This is a genomic window from Paraburkholderia podalyriae, assembly GCF_014397785.1.
Taxonomy (GTDB): domain Bacteria; phylum Pseudomonadota; class Gammaproteobacteria; order Burkholderiales; family Burkholderiaceae; genus Paraburkholderia; species Paraburkholderia podalyriae.
Window position 1 is genome coordinate 77,410 of sequence record NZ_VZQQ01000013.1, and the last position, 18,455, is coordinate 95,864.

Here is an 18,455-nt window from a genome sequence, read left to right on the forward strand (position 1 = left end):
CGGCAGACAGCAGCAGATACGCAGCAAACGAAAAAGCGGCGCGCCCTCCTCTGGACGGCGCGCCGCTTTTTTCTCGTGCAGCTTTCGCTCAATGCTGCTCGAAGCGCTCGTAACGCTTGTCCGTCGCGCGCTCTTCGCCGCTCACCTCGGTCACGCGCGCCGCCGGCGGTCCGTGACGCAACCAAGACAGCATCCGGTCGATCTGGTTGGCCGGTCCCTGCAACATCGCCTCGACCGAACCGTCGTCGAGATTCGCGACCCATCCCTTGATGCCGAGCGCGTGCGCCTGGCGCACCGTCGCCTGGCGAAAGCCGACGCCCTGCACGGTGCCGCGCACCAGCGCGTAATACGTTTCGATCCGCTGATCCAGATCCGGGGCCATGCCGCTACCTCCTTTTAATGCCTGACAGTCTTTCAAGCGGGCATTCTAGTCGTGTCGCGGCGAGCATGTCGACAACGCCATCTCTTGCGCGCGCCACGTACAATCCGTCGACCGTCACGCAGGAAATGGAAACAGAATGACCGAACACAATCGCGATCTCGTGCTCGTGACCGGCGCGTCCGGCTTCGTCGGCTCGTCGGTGGCGCGCATCGCGCAGAGCAAAGGCTTTCGAGTGCGCGTGCTGGTGCGCGCTACCAGTCCGCGCAAGAACCTCGAATCGCTCGATGCGGAAATCGTCGTCGGCGACATGCGCGACGAAGCGTCGATGCGCAACGCGCTGCGCGGCGTGCGCTATTTGCTGCACGTGGCCGCCGATTATCGGCTGTGGGCGCCCGACCCTGGCGAGATCGAGCGCGCGAATCTCGAAGGCACCGAGGCGACGATGCGCGCGGCGTTGAAGGAAGGCGTCGAGCGCATCGTGTACACGAGCAGCGTCGCAACGCTGAAGGTAACGAGCTCCGGCCAGTCCGCCGACGAAACCTCGCCGCTTCGCGCCGACCAGGCGATCGGCGTCTACAAGCGCAGCAAGGTGCTCGCCGAGCGCGCGGTCGAGCGCATGATCGCCGAGGACGGTCTGCCCGCGGTGATCGTCAATCCATCGACCCCGATCGGCCCGCGCGACGTTAAGCCGACGCCGACCGGGCGCATCATCGTCGAGGCCGCGCTCGGCAAGATTCCCGCATTCGTCGATACGGGGCTGAACCTCGTGCATGTCGACGACGTGGCCACCGGCCATTTCCTCGCGCTCGAACGCGGCAAGATCGGCGAACGCTATATTCTCGGCGGCGAGAATCTGCCGCTGCAGCAGATGCTCGCCGATATCGCCGCGCTGACCGGCCGCAAGGCGCCGACGCTGAGTCTGCCGCGCTGGCCTCTGTATCCGCTCGCGATGGGCGCGGAAGCGGTCGCCAAATTCACGAGACGCGAACCGTTCGTCACCGTCGACGGGCTGAAGATGTCGAAGAACAAAATGTATTTCACGTCGGCGAAGGCGGAACGCGAGCTGGGGTATCGCGCGCGGCCTTATCGCGAGGGTCTCGCCGATGCGCTCGAATGGTTCCGGCAGGCGGGGTTTCTGAAGGGCTGAGCGGCGGGCATGAGCATTTTGTTACAAGTCCCGCGCCGGCGACGGGTCCAACCTCGTGCGCAGCAGGTAAAATCGCGGGTCCTACCTGAGAAACCTCGCATGAATCTTCACGAACAGCTCGGCGCGCTGGAAATGGGCGTCGATCAGCTCATTCAGGCTGTCGTGGCCACGCAGGCCGAGAACACTCCCGAGACAAGCGCTGACGCGGCGGCATCGCCCGCGGCGGCGGAGCATGCCGAGCACGACGCGGCAGCGGAACAGCCCGCGATCACCGGGGCGAACCCCGAAACGAACGCCGAGCCCGCCGCCCAGCAACTCCAGCCGACGCTCGAAATCAACCGGCCCGCGCGCGACGAAATCACGATGACAATCGGCAACCAGACCGTCGCGCTGCGCCCGGATCAGATCAGCCGGCTGATCGAGGAGCTGTCGAACGCGCGTGCGTCGATGACGCCGGAGCAGCCACAGGGGATCCCGCCGGGTTGGCAATTCGTCTCGACGAAGAATCCGATGATGGCAGTGCAGAAGCAGTCGAACGGTGACCGCCTGCTCGTGATGCGCCACACCGGCCACGGCTGGGTGCCGTTCACGTTCTCGCCGGACATCGTGATCCAGATGTACATGATGCTGACCAACGCGTGAAGAAAGAAGCATGATGTAAGAAAGCGGCCAGGAGCCGCTTTTTTTACGCCTGCCTCCGACAATGGCATCGGCCATCGCCAGACTTCAGCGCTCCTGCACCGGCGCCTGCACGCGCGCCTTCCACTGCCCACCCTTGCCACGCCAGTAACGCACCGCCGATGCGAAGGTCGCGCCAACATAGAACAACGCCACGAGCGGCAGAAACGGCGCCCACAGCGGCGAGCGCCGGTAGTAGACGAGCATCGGCGCATACGCGCAGCACATCGCCGCCCACGCAATCCAGGCCGGCCAGCCGAGCGGCCCGAGGATCAACGCCGCGATCGGGGGCAACAGATAGATGATCGCCATGCCGAGAAGCGTGCCGGCGAGCAGCAGCGGCGAGTAGCGCAGCTGCGTGAACGCGGTGCGCGCGATCATGTTCCAGATGTCGCGCCAACTATCGTAAGGACGCAGCGACACGCTCTTCGCCGCCACGTCGAGCCGGATCGGATGGCGCCCGGTGCCGCGATGCTTGATGCGCGCGGCGAGACTGCAATCGTCGATCAGCTCGGCGCGGATCGAATCGATGCCGCCCGCTTCCTCGAGCGCTGCGCGGCGCACCAGCATGCATCCGCCCGCCGCGGCCGCGGTGCGGTTGCGCGAATTGTTGACCCACGCGAACGGATACAGCTTCGCGAAGAAGAACACGAAGGCTGGAATCAGCGCCTTTTCCCAGAACGAATCGCAGCGCAGCCTGACCATCAGCGAGACGAGGTCGCGCTTTTCGACGTCCGCGCGAGCGACGAGCTGTGTCAGCGCCTCCGCAGGATGGCCGATGTCGGCATCGGTCAGCAGCAGGAATTCGGCGCGCAGATCGAGCGCGCGCACCGCCTCGATGCCCTGCGATTGCGCCCACACCTTGCCGGACCAGCCAGGCGGCAACGGCTTCGCACTCAGCACGGTGAGGCGCTCCGGGCATTGCAGCTTTAACGCGGCGGCCCGCGCGGCGTCGGCGGTGCCGTCGGTGCTGTGATCATCGACGACGATCACGTGGAACGCGCCCGCATAGTCCTGCTTCAGCAGCGACGTGACCGCCTCGGCGATCACGTCGACTTCATTGCGTGCCGGCACGACGGCTGCGACGGCCGGCCATGCGTCGCGCGCAGCGATGTTGAGCGGCGCTGCGGGACTCGCGCGCCAGAAGCCGCCGCGCGCGAACAGCAGCACGCACCAGATCAGCAGGGAAATACACGAAAGAACGAACAGGACCACCGCCATTAAGCATTACCCTCGATTGTGCGCGCCGCCATGCCGACGCGTCTCGATAGTTCCATGGACAGGTGCGCGCCGCCACCACGCATCAGTCGAACAGGGCGAGCACCGCACGCTCGCGCAATACATCGGAACCCGCGCGCTCGCACGACCTGGTAGATAATATCGACGGGCGCGCGCAGCACCTTCGGCAGCACCCCCCTCGCGATCGGAAGGTTTTCGTGTTGATCGGCGTCCATCGCGCGAGCCTCGAAACCATTCTGTAATACAGCGCGCCGTGCGCGCAGCAAGGAACGGTAGTTTAAGGGTTCCGCCGTGGCGGTGCAGTGTGGGGCGTGGCCGGGCGCGTTGCGAGGCATTTTCGCGCTGGCTCCTTACATCGTTGTAACGCTCGCAGCCGCGGTCCTCTGCAAGGCCCAGCGGCTGCAGCAAGCGCCCAACACACGGGCCGCGCCAAAAAAGCAAAGCGGCCCCGATAGCGTTAGAATGCGCGTTTGGTTTTGCTGTACCGGCCCGTCGCCGGGCTCAAGACGTCAACTAATCAAGATGAGCGCGGCGATAAAGTCAGTGTCACGACTTCTTCGAAACCCGCGTTAGTTGGAGTTCGCCAATTTATGCGAGTCATCCTTGCTCAGCCCCGCGGCTTTTGTGCGGGCGTTGTCCGCGCAATCGAAATCGTCGATCGTGCGTTACGGCAACACGGCGCGCCCGTGTATGTCCGCCACGAGATTGTCCACAACCGTCACGTGGTCGACAATCTACGCCAGAAGGGCGCACGTTTCGTCGAGGAACTCGATGAAGTGCCGCAAGGTGCCGTCGCGATATTCAGCGCGCATGGCGTGGCGAAAACCGTCGAACGTGATGCCGAAGCGCGCGGCCTCGACGTGCTCGACGCGACCTGCCCGCTCGTGACCAAGGTGCACGTGCAGGGTCGTCAGTACGTGGCCGCCGGCCGCACGCTGATCCTGATCGGCCACGCCGGCCATCCCGAAGTTGAAGGCACGATCGGCCAGATTCCCGGCAAGGTGCTGCTCGTGCAGAGCGAGGCACAAGTCGCGAAGCTCGAGTTGCGGGAAGATACGCCGCTCGCCTACGTGACGCAAACCACGCTGTCGGTGGACGACACGCGCGGCATCATCGACGCGCTGATGCGCCGCTTCACCGACATCGTCGGTCCCGACACGCGCGACATCTGCTATGCGACGCAGAACCGCCAGGCGGCAGTGCGCGCGTTGAGCAAAGAGGTCGACGTGCTGCTGGTGGTCGGCGCGACCAACAGCTCGAACTCGAACCGGCTGCGTGAAATCGGCAGCGAAAGTGGCGTGGCGAGCTACCTCGTCGCCGACGGCTCCGAAGTGAAGGCGGAATGGTTCGCCAGCGTGCGGACGGTCGGCATCACGGCCGGCGCGTCGGCACCCGAAGAAATGGTCGAAAACGTGATCGATGCGCTGCGCGCATTGGGGCCCGTCGATGTCACGACGATGGCGGGCCATGAAGAAAAAGTCGAATTCAAGTTGCCATCGAAACTGATGCAACCACTCGCTGCACGCGAAGTTTAAGGAGGACGCCTTGTCTATTCCGCTGCTACAGAAGGTCCGCGTCGGCGCATACATCATGCGCCAGCATCTCTCCGGCAACAAACGCTATCCGCTCGCCCTGATGCTGGAGCCGCTGTTTCGCTGCAATCTCGCCTGCAATGGCTGCGGCAAGATCGACTATCCGGATCCAATCCTGAACCAGCGTCTGTCGCTGGAAGAATGCCTGCAGGCCGTCGACGAATGCGGCGCGCCGGTCGTGTCGATCGCGGGTGGCGAGCCGCTGCTGCACAAGGAAATGCCGCAAATCGTCAAGGGCATCATGGCGCGCAAGAAGTTCGTGTACCTGTGCACGAACGCGCTGTTGATGGAAAAGAAGATGGACGACTACGAGCCGAATCCGTACTTCGTGTGGTCGGTTCACCTCGACGGCGACAAGGAAGCGCACGATCACTCGGTGTCGCAGGAAGGCGTGTATGAGAAGGCCGTCGCCGCGATCCGCGAAGCGAAGCGCCGCGGCTTCCGCGTGAACATCAACTGCACGCTGTTCAACGACGCGCAGCCGGAACGCGTGGCGAAGTTCTTCGACACGCTGGGCCCGATGGGCGTCGACGGCATCACGGTGTCGCCCGGTTATGCGTATGAGCGCGCGCCGGATCAGCAGCACTTCCTGAACCGCGACAAGACCAAGCAACTGTTCCGCGAGATCTTCAAGCGCGGCAACAACGGCAAGAACTGGTCGTTCAGCCAGTCGGCCATGTTCCTCGACTTCCTCGCGGGCAACCAGACCTACGAATGCACGCCGTGGGGCAACCCGGCGCGTACCGTATTCGGCTGGCAAAAGCCGTGCTATCTGGTCGGCGAAGGCTACGTGAAGACCTTCAAGGAACTGATGGAAACCACGGACTGGGACAAGTACGGCACCGGCAACTACGAAAAGTGCGCGGACTGCATGGTCCACTGCGGATTCGAAGCGACGGCCGTGATGGACACGGTCGCGCACCCGCTGAAGGCATTGAAGGTCAGCATGCGCGGTCCGAAGACGACGGGCGCGTTCGCGCAGGACATCCCGCTCGACAAGCAGCGTCCCGCCGAATACATGTTCTCGCGTCACGTCGAGATCAAGCTCGAAGAAATCACGCGCGCCGGCAAGGGCAAGAAGGTGGAGACCGCGACGGCGGCGCACTGAAGCGCTCGACAGGATGGCGGCCGCGCGCCGCCCCTGTATCGCGCCTGATTGTTAGCGCAAGCAGCATGAAAAAAAGCGCGGTGGCCAGTCGAGGCCACCGCGCTTTTCTTTATCGATCAAAACTTCTGTCGCCCCGCTTACGCACCGCGCGCATTGTGCGCGGTCAGGAATTTGATCAGCCCGTCGATACCGCCTTTGGCGATCTGGTCGGCGAACTGCGTCTGGTACACCTGGATCAGCCAGGCGCCCATCATGTTGATGTCGTAGATCTTCCAGCCCGACGCCCCCTTGGTGAGCCGGTAGTCGATCGCATCGTCGCCGCCGTTGCTGATCACGTGCGATTGCACGACGACGTCGGAGGCGCCGCCGGGCACGCTTACCGGCGCAAACTGGAACTTCACGTCCTGGTCGCGCAGTTGCGATAGCGATGCGGCATAGGTGCGCGTGAGCAGCAGCGTAAACTGCTCGTACAGCTCCTTCTGCTGCTCCGGCGTCGCGGTCGACCACGGCTTGCCGACCGCGATACGCGTGGTGCGCTGGAAGTCGGTGGCGGGCAGGAAGTGCGTCTGGACGACCTGGGTGATCTTCGCCATGTCGCCGCCGCGCGCCTGCGGGTCAGCCTTCATTGCAGTCACCGTGCCCTGGACCGCACTTTTTACCACGGCGTCGGGTGCGCTCTGCGCGAACGCCGCCGTAGATACCACGGCCGCAGCCACAAAAGCAGTCAGATATCGTTTCATACGCTTGTCATGACTCGAAAGAAGTAGCGCCGGCGGGCAACAGCCCCGCGGCTAAAGAGGGGTAGACCAGTATAGCGGGGATTGCGTTCCCATCCCGGCCAAGCCGCCGGGAGCCGTACTTGCTACCGAAGTCGGGCTTGCTTGCCCGGGCTCTGTATACTTATGCACCTTCGTCAAAAACAACATCCGTGATAAGGCCACGTCCGCCTACATGCTGAAGTCATCTATCGTCCGTCTCGTCGCGTACTCGGTGCGCCATCCGCTGAGGATCATCGCGCTGTCGATCGTGCTCGCAGTCCTGAGCGGCATATACGTCGCGCATAACTTCAAGATCAACACGGACATCAGCCGTCTCGTCGAGACCAACAAGCAATGGTCGGCTGTCCAGAACGCACTCGACGCAGCCTTCCCTGATCGCGGCGACAGCGTGCTGGTGGTCATCGAGGCGCGCGCGCCCGAGTTCGCCGACGCCGCCGCCAACGCGCTGACCGCCGCGCTCAGAGCCGATCCGACGGAGTTCACGTCGGTCTCGCAGCCCGCCGGCGGCTCGTTCTTCGAACACAACGGCCTGCTGTTTCTGTCCACCGACGAGGTGATGTCCACCACTTCGCAACTCGTGCAGTCGCGCCCGCTCGTCAACACGCTTGCGCATGATCCGAGCCTGACCGGTCTCGCCGGCACGCTGACCACGACTCTGCTGCTGCCGCTGCAACTCGGCCAGGTCAAACTCGCCGACATGAGCCGGCTGCTTTCACAAAGCGCGAACACGCTCGATCGCGTGCTGGCCGGCCAGCCCGCTGCGTTCTCGTGGCGCGCGCTCGTCGATAAAGGCGCCACCACCGATCCGGCGCGCTCGTTCATCGTCGTGCGGCCGGTCGTCAACTACGATGCGCTGGAGCCGGGCGCGAGCGCATCGAGGGCGATTCGCGCAACCGCGGTTTCGCTGCATCTCGAATCGCGCTACGGCGCGACGGTTCGCCTGACCGGCGAGCAGCCGCTCGCCGACGAGGAGTTCGCGTCCGTCCAGGACGGCGCAGTGCTGAATGTCATCGGCAGCTTCATCGTCGTGCTGATCATTCTGTGGCTCGCGCTGCGCTCGGGCCGCATGATTGCGGCGGTGTTCATCACGCTGTTCGTCGGCCTCGCGATCACGGCCGCACTCGGCCTGTTGATGGTCGGCGCGCTCAACATGATTTCGGTCGCGTTCATGGTGCTGTTCGTCGGGCTCGGCGTCGATTTCGGCGTGCAGTTCGGTGTCAAGTATCGCGAGGAGCGCAACCGCGACGACCGGCTGTCGGCCGCGCTGATGCACACCGCGCATAGCATCGGCGTGCCGCTCACACTGGCGGCCGTCGCGGTCGCGCTGAGCTTCTTCTCGTTCCTGCCGACCGCGTATCGCGGCGTGTCGGAGCTGGGTCAGATCGCGGGCGTCGGCATGTTCGTCGCATACTTCACCAACATGACGCTGCTGCCGGCGCTGCTGAAGCTTTTCAATCCGCCGGGCGAAGTCGCCTCGCCCGGTTTCAAGCAGCTCGAGCCCGTCGACGATTTCCTCGACCGTCATCGCAAGCCGGTGCTGATCGGCACGCTGCTGGTCGTGCTCGGCGCGACGCCGCTGCTCACGCACCTGCGTTTCGACTTCAACCCGCTGCATCTGAAGGACCCGCATACGGAATCGCTGGCGACGTTGCTGTCGCTGAAGGATTCGCCCGAAGCCGCGGTCAACAACGTGCAGGCGCTGGCGCCATCGCTTGCCGACGCCGACGCTATCGCGGAGCGACTGCGCAAGCTGCCGGAAGTGGGCCGCGTCAACACGCTGAGCACCTTCGTGCCGGCCGACCAGCAGCAGAAGATGATGCTGATCGCGAGCGCCGCGCAGCAACTGCTGCCGGCGCTGCAACAACAGCCCGCGCCGCAGGCCACCGACAACGTGCGCGTCGCCGCATTGAAGCGCGCGGCGAATCAGTTGTCGCTCGCCGCCGAGGACCATCCGGGACCGGGCGCGGCGGAGGCGCAGCACCTGTCCGCGACCTTGCAGAAGCTCGCCGCCGCCGACGCCGCCACGCGCGAGCGCGCAGAAGTTGCAATGTCCGACACGCTGCTCATCGCGTTGAAGCAACTCGAGAACCTTCTGCAGCCGACCGAAATCACCCGGCAGAACGTGCCCCCGGGCATCACCGCGATGTGGATCGGCAAGGGCGGTCGCGCGCTCGTCGATATCGCGCCGAAGGTGCCGCCCGGCGTCGATCCGAACGACGACCGGATGCTCGCCCGTTTCGCGCACGCAGTTAAGAAGGCGGAACCGGGCGCGATCGGCGGACCGATCTCGATCCTGCATTCGGCCGACACGATCATCAAGGCGTTCCTGCAAGCGGCCGTCTACGCGCTGCTGTCGATCGCCGTGCTGCTATGGATCGCGCTGCGCCGTGTCGGTGACGTGTTGCGCACGCTGGTGCCGCTGCTGGTCTCCGCGCTCGTCACGCTTGAGTTGTGCGTGGTGTTCGGCATGCCGCTGAACTTCGCGAACATCATCGCGTTGCCGTTGATGCTCGGGGTCGGCGTCGCGTTCAAGATCTACTTCGTGATGGCGTGGCGCCACGGCCAGACCGGTCTGTTGCAGTCGAGCCTCACGCATGCGGTGCTGTTCAGCGCTGCCACAACGGCCACCGCGTTTGGTAGCCTGTGGCTGTCGCATCATCCGGGCACGTCCAGCATGGGCAAGCTGCTCGCGCTTTCGTTGTTCTGCACGCTGATCGGCGCGGTAGTTTTCCAGCCGGTGCTGATGGGCAAGCCGCGTCAACGTCGCGCGAAGCAAAAGGGAATATAAGCATGAAGCTGCGTAACACCGCGCTGGCGATCACCGCCGCGGGTCTCATTTCCGGCTGCGCGACCGCCCCCGACCGCAAGCCGGGCGATCCATTCGAGCCGGTGAACCGGGCGATCTTCACTTTCAACGACGGCGTCGATCGCTATATCGCCGTGCCGGTCGCGAAGGGCTACCAGAAGGTGACGCCGCAGCCGCTGCGCACGGCCGTCAGCAATTTCTTCTCGAACCTCGGCGACCTCACCAACGCCGCCAACGCGCTGCTGCAACTGAAGATCACCGATGCGACCGAAGACATCATGCGCTTCGCGTTCAACTCGGTGTTTGGTCTTGGCGGCCTGCTCGACTGGGCGACGCCTGCGGGTCTGCCCAAGCATCATCAGGACTTCGGTCTGACGCTCGGGCATTGGGGCATTCCGTCGGGTCCGTATCTGGTGCTGCCGCTGTTCGGGCCGAGCACGGTGCGCGACAGCATGGGGCTCGTCGTCGATGTGAAGTTCAATCCGCTGAACTATATCGAGCCCGCGACCCGCAATCCGCTGTACGTGCTGCAGTTCGTGAGCACGCGTTCGGATCTGCTCGGCGCGACCAGCCTTCTGGAGCAGGCCGCGCTCGACAAATACTCGTTCGTCCGTGATGCCTACACGCAGCAGCGTCTCGCGCGTCTGCGCGGCACGAGCAATATCCCTGCGCCGCTGCCGAATTACGACGATCACGGCGATACGGGCCCGGCTGCCGCGCCCGCGGCCGGCGCGCCCGCGGGCGGCCTGCCGAACTACTCTGATCCGGGCCACGTCGGCCCGAATGGGGCCTCGGGAGCGGGCGGCGCGACCAAGGGCGCGCCGGCCGCGCTGCCGAATTACAACGATCCGGGTGAGTCCGGCGGGAGGGCCGTGCCAGCCGAGCCGGCCGCCCCGGCATCGGCCCCGCAATAGCGGTTGCGGTGGCCGGGGAACCGGCCGCCGCGCCGGCCATGCCATAGCGCTTCAATCAGGCGCTCGGAAGTACAGCCGAACTGTCGCCCGACAAAACCGCCGAGCTAAACGCATTCACTAATCCATCGGGTCGTACTGGTGGAATCCCTGATAACCGGTTGTGTCTTCTACCTTGGTTATCCGCCAGTTTCCGTTCTCCTTTGCAACGAACACGACGAGATTCTGTTTTTCCGTCGACCCGAACGTCACTGGTATTACCGCCGTTCCGCCAAGCGCGATCGCCGGATGCAAAGTCATCGTTTTGAGCCATGCTTGCGGATCGAGGTCTTGCACCCGCGTGAAGTAGTCGGCACCGCCCGGCAAGCGTTTATGGCGATAGTCGAAACGCCTTCACAGCGGCATCTGGTGTATCCGGAGTCGCTGCGGTGGTGACACCCGGCACGAGTGCCAACGCAAGAGCCAGTGACGCAAAAGCGCGTAAAAGAAATTTACTCATTGTCATTCGGAACGGTAGATTTTGTAGTCCGCAGCGCACCGCCCTTGCCTAGCGCCCGTCGCGTCTCTACCAGCGTCATCCGCGCGGCGCGCGCATCGGCGGCCAGGCGCAGCAGCGCGCCGAGTTGCGACGGTTGCCGCAGCAGTTGGCGCAGAATCAGCCCCAGCGCCGTGGTGCCGTCGTCGCGCAAGCCCGCCGTCGCGGCGGGCGGCAGCGTACGCCAGGCAGGATCGGCGACCGCGCGACACACGGCGAACGGCACACCGTGCGCGGCAGCGGTTGCGCCGGCGATATGCGATTCCATGTCCACCGCGAGCGCGCCGGTCGATTCGTGCAGCGCGCGTTTGTCTTCAGCGGTGATCAACGGCGCGGCGACCGCCGCCATCGCGCCGCGGCGCAGACGTCCCGCGAGCCCTTCAGCCGTCACGGCGGCGGCGATCCGCTCGGTCCACTGCCGATCCGTATCGATACGCCCAAACGGCCCATACACCACATCCGCGACGATCAGCGCGCCCGGCTCCAAATCCGGCGCGAGTCCACCCGCGGTGCCGAAACTGACGATCCCCGCCGCGCCGCGAGCGACCGCCGCGTTCAGCGCGCGCTCGAGCAGATCGGCGCGCGCGGCATACACGACCTCGACGCGCTCGCTGCCGTCGCCACGCGCAATGCGCGCCTCGAACGCCATGCCCGCCACGACGATCACCGGCAAGCTGCTATCGCCCGCCCCGACGGACGGGATCATCGACACAGACATCCGTCACATCCCAACCGCGACGCGCGTGAGCCCATTGCGCTTCAGATGACGGAAGCGCGCGAGCGCCCACAGCGGGAAGAACTTGCGATAGCCGTGGTAGCGCAGATAAAACACGCGCGGAAAGCCGGTCGCGGTAAAGCGCGTTTCGTCCCACAACCCATGCTCGCGCTGCTCACGCCGCAGATAGTCGATACCGCGCGCTACCGCCTGGTGATCGACCTCGCCCGCCGCCATCAGCCCGAGCAACGCCCACGCGGTTTGCGACGCGGTGCTCGGCGCGCGCTCGTAGCCGCGATAGTCGAGCTTGTAGCTCTCGCCGCCCTCGCCCCAGCCGCCGTCCTCGTTCTGGATCGACACGAGCCATTGCACCGCGCGCCGCATGCGCGGGTCGTCGTGCGGCATACCGGCCGCGTTCAGAGAGCACAGCGCGGTCCACGTGCCGTAGATGTAGTTCAGGCCCCAGCGGCCGTACCAGCTGCCGTCCGACTCCTGCTCCTGCAGCATGTAGTCAAACGCGCGCCGCGCCGGCTCGCTGCTTGGTGGCAGCTCGCCGATCTGCGCGAGCATCGACAGACAGCGGCCCGACACGTCCGCGGTCGGCGGATCGAGCAGCGCGCCGTGGTCCGAGAACGGAATGTTGTTCAGGTAGTACTGCGTGTTTTCCGGTTCGAACGCGCCCCAGCCGCCGTCGCTGCTCTGCATGCCGACCACCCATTCGCGCGCGCGCGCGATCGCTTCGTGATCCACATCGGATTGCGTGAGCGCCGCAGAGCGGTGCATCGCCATCGCGACCACCGCCGTATCATCGACATCGGGGTAATGCGCGTTGTTGTACTGGAACGCCCAGCCGCCCGGCCGCACGTTCGCGCGGCGCGAAATCCAGTCGCCGCGCACATCGAGAATCTGCAGCGGCCGCAGCCACGCGAGCCCGCGTTCGGCCGCCTGTTCGGCGCGGACCTCGCCGGTTTCGAGCAGCGCGTGCGCGGCGAGCGACGTATCCCACACCGGCGACAGACACGGCTGACAATAGGCTTCGTCGTCCTTGATGACGAGCAGCTTGTCGAGCGACTTGCGCGCGATCGCGCGATGCGGATGATCGGCCGGATAGCCGAGCACGTCGTACATGATCACCGAGTTGGCCATCGCCGGGAAAATCGCGCCGAGGCCGTCCTCGCCGTTCAGCCGTTCGTCGACGAACGCGACAGCCGCGCGGATTGCGCGCTCGCGGTTCGCCTTCGGCAACAGGCCGTCGACCGCGCGCAGCACCGTATCGACACAACGGAAAAAGCCGAACCAGCCCGCGTGCTGATGCGGTGCGCGCTCCTTCATGCCGGTGTTCACCGGCGCGCCGCGGAACAGTTCGTCGATGCGCACTTTACGCGGATTGCGCGCGAGCGGCCGCTTCGCGTTGAGCACGAGCAGCGGCACGATCACGGTACGCGCCCAATACGACACCTTCGACAGATGGAACGGGAACCACATCGGCAGCAGCATGATCTCGACCGGCATCATCGGCACCGCACGCCACGACACCACGCCAAACAGGGCAAGCAGGATTCGCGTGAACACGTTCACGTGTTCCGCGCCGCCGTGCGCGAGGATCGCGTCGCGCGCGCGCACCATGTGCTCGGCGTCGATCGGGTCGCCGATCATCTTCAGCGCGAAGTACGCCTTCACGCTCGCGCTGACGTCGAGCGCGCCGTCGGCAAATAGCGGCCAGCCGCCGTTCGGCAACTGGATGCGGCGCAGATAACGCGCAATCTTCTGTTCGAGTTCGAGGTTCGGCGTTTCGCCGAGATAGTGAACCAGCAGCACGTATTCGGCAGGAATCGTCGCGTCGGCTTCGAGTTCGTAGAGCCAATGGCCGTCGGGACGCTGCGCGGCCAGGATCGCATCGGTCGCGCGCGTGATCGATGTGTCGAGCGCGCTCGCGCCGTCGCCTTGCTCAGGCGCCGGCGTTGCGGTTGCCAATGCGTCCGCCACGGCGGGCGCGTTGGCAACCACGGCAGCTTCGGCCGGATTCAGCGCCGCATCGGCGGCTTCGGGCAGCACCGCGTCGAGCGGCGGGGTTTGAGATAAGTCGTTCATCGGCGTTCCATCGGTTGATTCAGAAACGTGTCCGCGGCCTTCTGGCCGGAGCGGATCGCGCCTTCGAGCATCGCGGGCAGGCCAGTTGCCGTCCAGTCGCCCGCGAGCAGCAAGTTGTTCCAGCGAGTGCGCGTGCCGGGCCGCAGCGTCTCCTGCGCGGGCAGCGCGGCAAACGTCGCGCGCGGTTCCATCACGACCTGCCACCGCGGCAGCGGCGCGAGCGGCAGATTCACCGCCTGCGCGACCTCGGCCCAGACGGTCGCCGCGAGCGCGTCGTGCGGCGTGTCGAAGAGCCGCTCGGCGCCATTGAGCGTCACCGACAGGCGCTCGTCGAACGCAAACAGCCATTCGGCCGTTCCGTTCAGCAGCGCGGTGATCTGCGGCAGGCCGAACGGCGGCTCGACCGCGAAATGCACGTTGAGCGCGGCCGCGAAGCGGGTCGGCGCGCGCAGACCCGGCACCAGCGACGCCGCAGCGTCGGGCGGCAGCGCGAGAATCACCGCCTCGTTCGCGCCGAGCGCGATGCTCTCATCGTCGAAATGCAGCGCCTGCACACGGGCCGGGTCGGCCGCGAACGTGATGTCGCGCAGACGCGAACCGAGCCGGATCGTCGCGCCGCCATGTTGCAACAGCCGCAGCGCCGGATCGACGAACGCGCTGCCAAGACCGTTACGCGCGACCAGCGGCCGGCACGCGAGCCCGCCCGCAAGCAGCGTTTCGCGCACGAGCGCGCCGGTCAACCCGGCCGACGCATCGCCCGGCTCCAGATTCAGTAGCGCACGCAGTAGCGGCCGCAGCAGCCGGTCCCACAGCGGTCCGTGGCAGCGCATCGTCTGCGCGACGCTGCGGCCCGGCTTCGCGAACAGCAGCGGCACGAGCGACAGGTAATCGGTCGGGCCCGTGTTGGGCACGCGCGCGCGTGCATCGAAAATCCACCACGGCAAGCGCCCCGGCGACAGACGCACGGTCCAGCGCGCACGCGTGGCCAGATCGACGAACGGATACTCGGGCCGCGCGGGGCCGACCAGTTCGCCGGCGGCGCCGATCGCGCGCGTGTAGTTCAGCGTCGCCGCATTGGCCGACAGCACGACGTGATTGCCGCTGTCGAGCGTCGCACCGAGCTTCGCGTCATAGTATGAACGGCAGCGGCCGCCCGCGTAATGCTGCGCTTCATGCAGCACGACCCGCGCGCCGCGCCGTTGCAACTGCACAGCGGCGGCGAGCCCGGCCACGCCCGCGCCGACTACGTGGACGAGCCTCGGCATCAGCTCAGAAAAGCGCGTAGCGCGCGACGATCCACAGCAGGCGCAGCTTCGGCTTGCTGACCTTGCTGCGCGGAACGTCGAAGCCGCGCTCCAGCGTGCGCTCGAGCAGCACGCGATAGACGCCCGACATGATGCGCGGTGCGCGCACGTGGCCGCGCGGCTCGCGATCCATGATCGCGTCGGACTCGGCGAAGTGCTGCTTCGCGCGCTCGGCGAGCGTCGCGCAGACGAGCGGCAGAGTCGGATCGTCGGCGATCTGCGTCGGGCTCGTCACCGCGATGCCTTCGCGCGCGAGCAACTCGCGCGGCAGATAGCAGCGGTTGATGTCGGCGTCTTCGTCGATGTCGCGCAGGATGTTGGTGAGCTGCAGCGCGCGGCCGAGATGATGCGCGAGCAGCCGGCCCGGCTCGTCGCGCATCCCGAATATCCTCACCGACAGACGGCCGGCCGCGCTCGCGACGCGGTCGCAATAGAGGTCGAGCGTGGCGTCGTCGGGCGCGCAGATGTCGGCGGCGGCGTCCATCGCCATGCCGTCGATCATCGCGTGAAAATCCTCGCGTTGCAGATGAAACGTGTGAATGTGCCGCGTCAGCGCGCGTAGCGACGCGCGCGGCTTGCCCGCATAGCACGCGTCGATGTCGGCGCGCCATTGCTCGAGACCGGCCGCGCGTTCGGCGCGCGGCCGGTCGCTGTCGGCGATGTCGTCGACGGCGCGGCAGAAGGCGTAGACCTGGTACATCGCATCGCGCTGCGCCGGCGGCAGGATGCGCATGGCGAGATAAAACGAGCTGCCGGATGTGGCGGCAGCGGCGTCGATTTCAGTATCGTCCACGACAAGATTGGAAACAGCCAAGACGATCTCCGCTGGAGGCGCCCGCTGAAAGGCGTTCAAAGAGGTTTTTTATGCCGACCCGCAGGGCGGTGCGCCCACGCGCGAAACATTCGGCTGGGCGGCCGGAAACGGCGAAAAGTATAGCAATCTTTGCCGGTGACCGCAGTTTCGCCGGCCAATGGGGCGGGAATGAAGGCCGCCGGGCGCGGCGGGTTCGACCGCGCCGCCCTCACTAGCGAATCAGGCGCCCGCGAGCCGGAACGCGACCGCGCAGTTGCGGCCCTGGCGCTTCGCGCTGTACAGCGCCGCGTCGGCCTCGTTGATCAGCACGTCGTAGGTGAGCACGCCGTCGCGCGCCGACGCGCCGCCGAGGCTCGCGGTGACCGGCACGCTGGTGCCGATCAGCTCGACCGGTGTTTCCTCGATCACGCGACGGATCTTCTCCGCCACCAGCATGGCGTCGTCGAGCGGCGTGCACGGCAACAGCAGCGCGAATTCCTCGCCGCCGAAGCGCCCGAACGTGTCCTGCGCGCGCACCATGCCGGCGACGCGCTGCGCCATCACGCGCAGCACCGTATCGCCGACGCCGTGACCGAACTGGTCATTGATTTTCTTGAAGTGATCGAGATCGAACAGCAGCATCGACATGTCGCCGCCATAGCGCTGCCAGCGCGTGAACTCGTCGCGCAGCCGCGCTTCGAAAAACCGCCGGTTCGCGATGTCGGTCAGCCCGTCGCGATTCGCGTACTCCTGCAGCTTCGCGACCGCGTCCTCGCGTTCACGCTGCACGATGCTCACATGCGTCACGTCGGAGATCGTCACGCACACGGCCACCACTTCGCGACCGCGCATCAGCGGCATGAACGTGCAGTCCTGCTGCATGAAGTCGACCCCGCCGGTGATCGGCCGGTCGTGATCGAACTTGAACAGATACGGGCGCTGCTCCCACGAGCTGAACGCGAAGCTGCCGAGTTGAAACACGCTCTCGATCTTGCGCGACAGCCACACGTGCGGCAGCTCCGGAAAGTTCAGGTAGATCGAGCGGCCGACCACCTGCTCCGCCGACAGGCCGCTATGGTCCTGCATGAAGCGATTCCACATCAGCACGTTCAGTTCGCGGTCGAGCACGAAGATGCCAAACCCGACCCGCTCGACCACGAGCTCGCTCAACGATTCCATGGAGACATTCATAGGCTTGACAGCAGCGCATCGAGCGCTTCATTCATGTGGCGGATCGAGTCTTCGGGCATCAGCATCACCAGATGCGCGCGAAAACTCTGATGTTCCAGCGCGAAATTTACTTCGACGAGCAGCGCCACCTGCCATTGCAGCATGCCGGGCTGGAACACTTCGTCGAGCGTCAGCGTGTCGCCGAGCATGCCCGGCGCGGAAAATACCGGCGTGCGGCCCAGCTGGTCGAGTATCGACGACACGCACGCGCCGGACAGCAGGTTCGCGACGTCGAGCATCAGTTCGCGCTCGCTGATCGCCTCGTAGCTGGAGCGCGCGTACGGGTCGCTCACGAGCGAACACAACTGCGCGATGCTGTCGCTGCGACAGATCACCAGCACCTCGCCCTTGATGTCGGAGCGAAAGCCCTGGCGCACCGCGCTGACTGTGTCGTCGATGTGGGTCATCTCGCGCAGCGTGCGCGCCGCGTCGCTCACCGCGACCATTCGCACGCGCGGCACCGACAGCTCGATAAACGAATCGAGCAGCCGCGCGAGCCGCGTCGCGGCCCGGCCCATCGCGAGATTGGCGATTTCCTGTAGCGCGTCGCGCTGGTCTTCGGTGAAGGCGGGCTCAGACATACAAGCCGTACTCCTTGAGGATGGGCAGGACCGCCTCCGGCGTCACCGGCTTGGCGATGAACGCGATCGCGCCGAGCTCGCGCACACGGGCCTGGGCGAGCGGCTGCACGTCGGCTGAAACGACGATCACGAAGGTATTGAGGTCCTCGTGCTGCAACGCTTCGAGGACCTGGTAGCCGGTCATGTCCGGCATCGTCAGATCGAGAAACATCACCGATGCCTTGCCCTCGCGATACAGCGAGAGCGCCTCGCGCCCGTTCGTCGCATAGGACACGTCGACGGCCCAGTCCGGCGGCAGTGCCTTCGTGAGCAACTTGCGGGCGAGCAGCGAATCGTCGGCGATCACAATGGGGAGCATGGCAACGGCAGGTCGGGCGGTTTGGGCAGGTCGGATAAAGGAATGGGCTCGTTCGTCTGCGCGTTTTCCGCGCCTGGTTGTTCGCGTTCTTCGTTCATTCCGACAGGGAGGGCGGCACGCCTTGGCGTGACACCGACCGACGCGCGACCAGGTACAGTGGCGCCTGTCGAATTTGCAGTTGCCTTTGGCGAGAGGGGTGCGAAATG

The 18,455-nt window shown here is 65.6% G+C and carries 17 protein-coding genes; 6 read left to right on the forward strand and 11 right to left on the reverse strand.

All coding sequences use genetic code 11. The features are described 5' to 3' along the window. Positions 1–88 precede the first annotated feature (88 nt). Positions 89–382: an acylphosphatase gene (locus tag F6X42_RS17320; protein WP_187635391.1), complete on the reverse strand. Its 294-nt coding sequence runs from the start codon at positions 380–382 to the stop codon at positions 89–91. Positions 383–518: 136 nt separating this feature from the next. Between F6X42_RS17320 and hpnA the strand changes: the two genes are divergently transcribed. After that, positions 519–1,529, forward strand: coding sequence for a hopanoid-associated sugar epimerase (gene hpnA / locus F6X42_RS17325; protein WP_187635392.1), 1,011 nt, complete (start codon positions 519–521; stop codon positions 1,527–1,529). Between the two features lie 99 nt (positions 1,530–1,628). After that, on the forward strand, positions 1,629–2,171 hold the full coding sequence (locus tag F6X42_RS17330; protein ID WP_187635393.1) for a hypothetical protein: 543 nt from the start codon (positions 1,629–1,631) through the stop codon (positions 2,169–2,171). A gap of 84 nt (positions 2,172–2,255) precedes the next feature. Here F6X42_RS17330 and F6X42_RS17335 read toward each other — a convergent pair whose 3' ends face one another. Then, on the reverse strand, positions 2,256–3,428 hold the full coding sequence (locus tag F6X42_RS17335) for a glycosyltransferase (protein WP_187635394.1): 1,173 nt from the start codon (positions 3,426–3,428) through the stop codon (positions 2,256–2,258). 608 nt (positions 3,429–4,036) lie between these two features. Between F6X42_RS17335 and ispH the strand changes: the two genes are divergently transcribed. Both ispH and hpnH read left to right on the forward strand, forming a co-directional pair. Then, positions 4,037–4,981, forward strand: coding sequence for a 4-hydroxy-3-methylbut-2-enyl diphosphate reductase (ispH, locus tag F6X42_RS17340; RefSeq protein ID WP_187635395.1), 945 nt, complete (start codon positions 4,037–4,039; stop codon positions 4,979–4,981). A 10-nt stretch (positions 4,982–4,991) separates the two neighbouring features. Continuing rightward, entirely contained in the window at positions 4,992–6,146 is a 1,155-nt protein-coding gene (gene hpnH, locus F6X42_RS17345; RefSeq protein ID WP_187635396.1) for an adenosyl-hopene transferase HpnH, read from the forward strand. A gap of 137 nt (positions 6,147–6,283) precedes the next feature. On the opposite strand, the gene F6X42_RS17350 is transcribed toward hpnH, so the two are convergent. Beyond that, on the reverse strand, positions 6,284–6,886 hold the full coding sequence (locus F6X42_RS17350; protein WP_187635397.1) for an MlaC/ttg2D family ABC transporter substrate-binding protein: 603 nt from the start codon (positions 6,884–6,886) through the stop codon (positions 6,284–6,286). 211 nt (positions 6,887–7,097) lie between these two features. On the opposite strand from F6X42_RS17350, the gene hpnN reads away from it, so the two are divergent. Continuing rightward, complete coding sequence (gene hpnN, locus F6X42_RS17355) at positions 7,098–9,713, forward strand: hopanoid transporter HpnN (RefSeq protein WP_187635398.1); 2,616 nt, start codon at positions 7,098–7,100, stop codon at positions 9,711–9,713. 2 nt (positions 9,714–9,715) lie between these two features. Beyond that, entirely contained in the window at positions 9,716–10,645 is a 930-nt protein-coding gene (locus F6X42_RS17360) for an MlaA family lipoprotein (protein ID WP_187635399.1), read from the forward strand. A gap of 117 nt (positions 10,646–10,762) precedes the next feature. Here F6X42_RS17360 and F6X42_RS44020 read toward each other — a convergent pair whose 3' ends face one another. The 8 genes from F6X42_RS44020 to F6X42_RS17400 all read right to left on the reverse strand — a co-directional run bounded on the left by F6X42_RS44020 (position 10,763) and on the right by F6X42_RS17400 (position 18,249). Beyond that, on the reverse strand, positions 10,763–11,008 hold the full coding sequence (locus F6X42_RS44020) for a DUF3828 domain-containing protein (protein ID WP_246530116.1): 246 nt from the start codon (positions 11,006–11,008) through the stop codon (positions 10,763–10,765). 125 nt (positions 11,009–11,133) lie between these two features. After that, positions 11,134–11,895, reverse strand: a complete 762-nt coding sequence (locus F6X42_RS17370) for a phosphorylase (RefSeq protein ID WP_187635400.1) — start codon at positions 11,893–11,895, stop codon at positions 11,134–11,136. A 3-nt stretch (positions 11,896–11,898) separates the two neighbouring features. Next, positions 11,899–13,983, reverse strand: a complete 2,085-nt coding sequence (gene shc, locus F6X42_RS17375) for a squalene--hopene cyclase (protein ID WP_187635401.1) — start codon at positions 13,981–13,983, stop codon at positions 11,899–11,901. Beyond that, positions 13,980–15,248, reverse strand: coding sequence for a hydroxysqualene dehydroxylase HpnE (hpnE, locus tag F6X42_RS17380; RefSeq protein ID WP_187635402.1), 1,269 nt, complete (start codon positions 15,246–15,248; stop codon positions 13,980–13,982). Before hpnE ends, shc begins: the two co-directional genes overlap by 4 nt. A 4-nt stretch (positions 15,249–15,252) precedes the next feature. Then, the gene (gene hpnD / locus F6X42_RS17385) at positions 15,253–16,101 is read right to left on the reverse strand and encodes a presqualene diphosphate synthase HpnD (protein ID WP_187635403.1); all 849 of its coding nucleotides are present in this window, start codon (positions 16,099–16,101) and stop codon (positions 15,253–15,255) included. Positions 16,102–16,320: 219 nt separating this feature from the next. Continuing rightward, positions 16,321–17,271 carry a sensor domain-containing diguanylate cyclase gene (locus tag F6X42_RS17390; RefSeq protein WP_187635404.1) on the reverse strand — a complete coding sequence of 317 codons (951 nt, stop codon included), beginning with the start codon at positions 17,269–17,271 and terminating at the stop codon, positions 16,321–16,323. Further along, positions 17,268–17,891, reverse strand: coding sequence for a chemotaxis protein CheC (locus F6X42_RS17395; protein ID WP_187635405.1), 624 nt, complete (start codon positions 17,889–17,891; stop codon positions 17,268–17,270). The genes F6X42_RS17390 and F6X42_RS17395 overlap by 4 nt, the downstream gene beginning before the upstream one ends. After that, positions 17,884–18,249 (reverse strand): response regulator, encoded by a 366-nt coding sequence (locus F6X42_RS17400; protein WP_187635406.1) that lies wholly within the window; start codon positions 18,247–18,249, stop codon positions 17,884–17,886. The genes F6X42_RS17395 and F6X42_RS17400 overlap by 8 nt, the downstream gene beginning before the upstream one ends. Between the last annotated feature and the right edge of the window lie 206 nt (positions 18,250–18,455).

Coding starts and splice junctions, on each gene's coding strand:
- F6X42_RS17320 (WP_187635391.1), bottom strand. CDS start 382: ATGGCCCCGGATCTGGATCAGCGGATCGAAACGTATTACGCGCTGGTG.
- hpnA (WP_187635392.1), top strand. CDS start 519: ATGACCGAACACAATCGCGATCTCGTGCTCGTGACCGGCGCGTCCGGC.
- F6X42_RS17330 (WP_187635393.1), top strand. CDS start 1,629: ATGAATCTTCACGAACAGCTCGGCGCGCTGGAAATGGGCGTCGATCAG.
- F6X42_RS17335 (WP_187635394.1), bottom strand. CDS start 3,428: ATGGCGGTGGTCCTGTTCGTTCTTTCGTGTATTTCCCTGCTGATCTGG.
- ispH (WP_187635395.1), top strand. CDS start 4,037: ATGCGAGTCATCCTTGCTCAGCCCCGCGGCTTTTGTGCGGGCGTTGTC.
- F6X42_RS17350 (WP_187635397.1), bottom strand. CDS start 6,886: ATGAAACGATATCTGACTGCTTTTGTGGCTGCGGCCGTGGTATCTACG.
- hpnN (WP_187635398.1), top strand. CDS start 7,098: ATGCTGAAGTCATCTATCGTCCGTCTCGTCGCGTACTCGGTGCGCCAT.
- F6X42_RS17360 (WP_187635399.1), top strand. CDS start 9,716: ATGAAGCTGCGTAACACCGCGCTGGCGATCACCGCCGCGGGTCTCATT.
- F6X42_RS17370 (WP_187635400.1), bottom strand. CDS start 11,895: ATGTCTGTGTCGATGATCCCGTCCGTCGGGGCGGGCGATAGCAGCTTG.
- shc (WP_187635401.1), bottom strand. CDS start 13,983: ATGAACGACTTATCTCAAACCCCGCCGCTCGACGCGGTGCTGCCCGAA.
- hpnE (WP_187635402.1), bottom strand. CDS start 15,248: ATGCCGAGGCTCGTCCACGTAGTCGGCGCGGGCGTGGCCGGGCTCGCC.
- F6X42_RS17390 (WP_187635404.1), bottom strand. CDS start 17,271: ATGAATGTCTCCATGGAATCGTTGAGCGAGCTCGTGGTCGAGCGGGTC.
- F6X42_RS17395 (WP_187635405.1), bottom strand. CDS start 17,891: ATGTCTGAGCCCGCCTTCACCGAAGACCAGCGCGACGCGCTACAGGAA.
- F6X42_RS17400 (WP_187635406.1), bottom strand. CDS start 18,249: ATGCTCCCCATTGTGATCGCCGACGATTCGCTGCTCGCCCGCAAGTTG.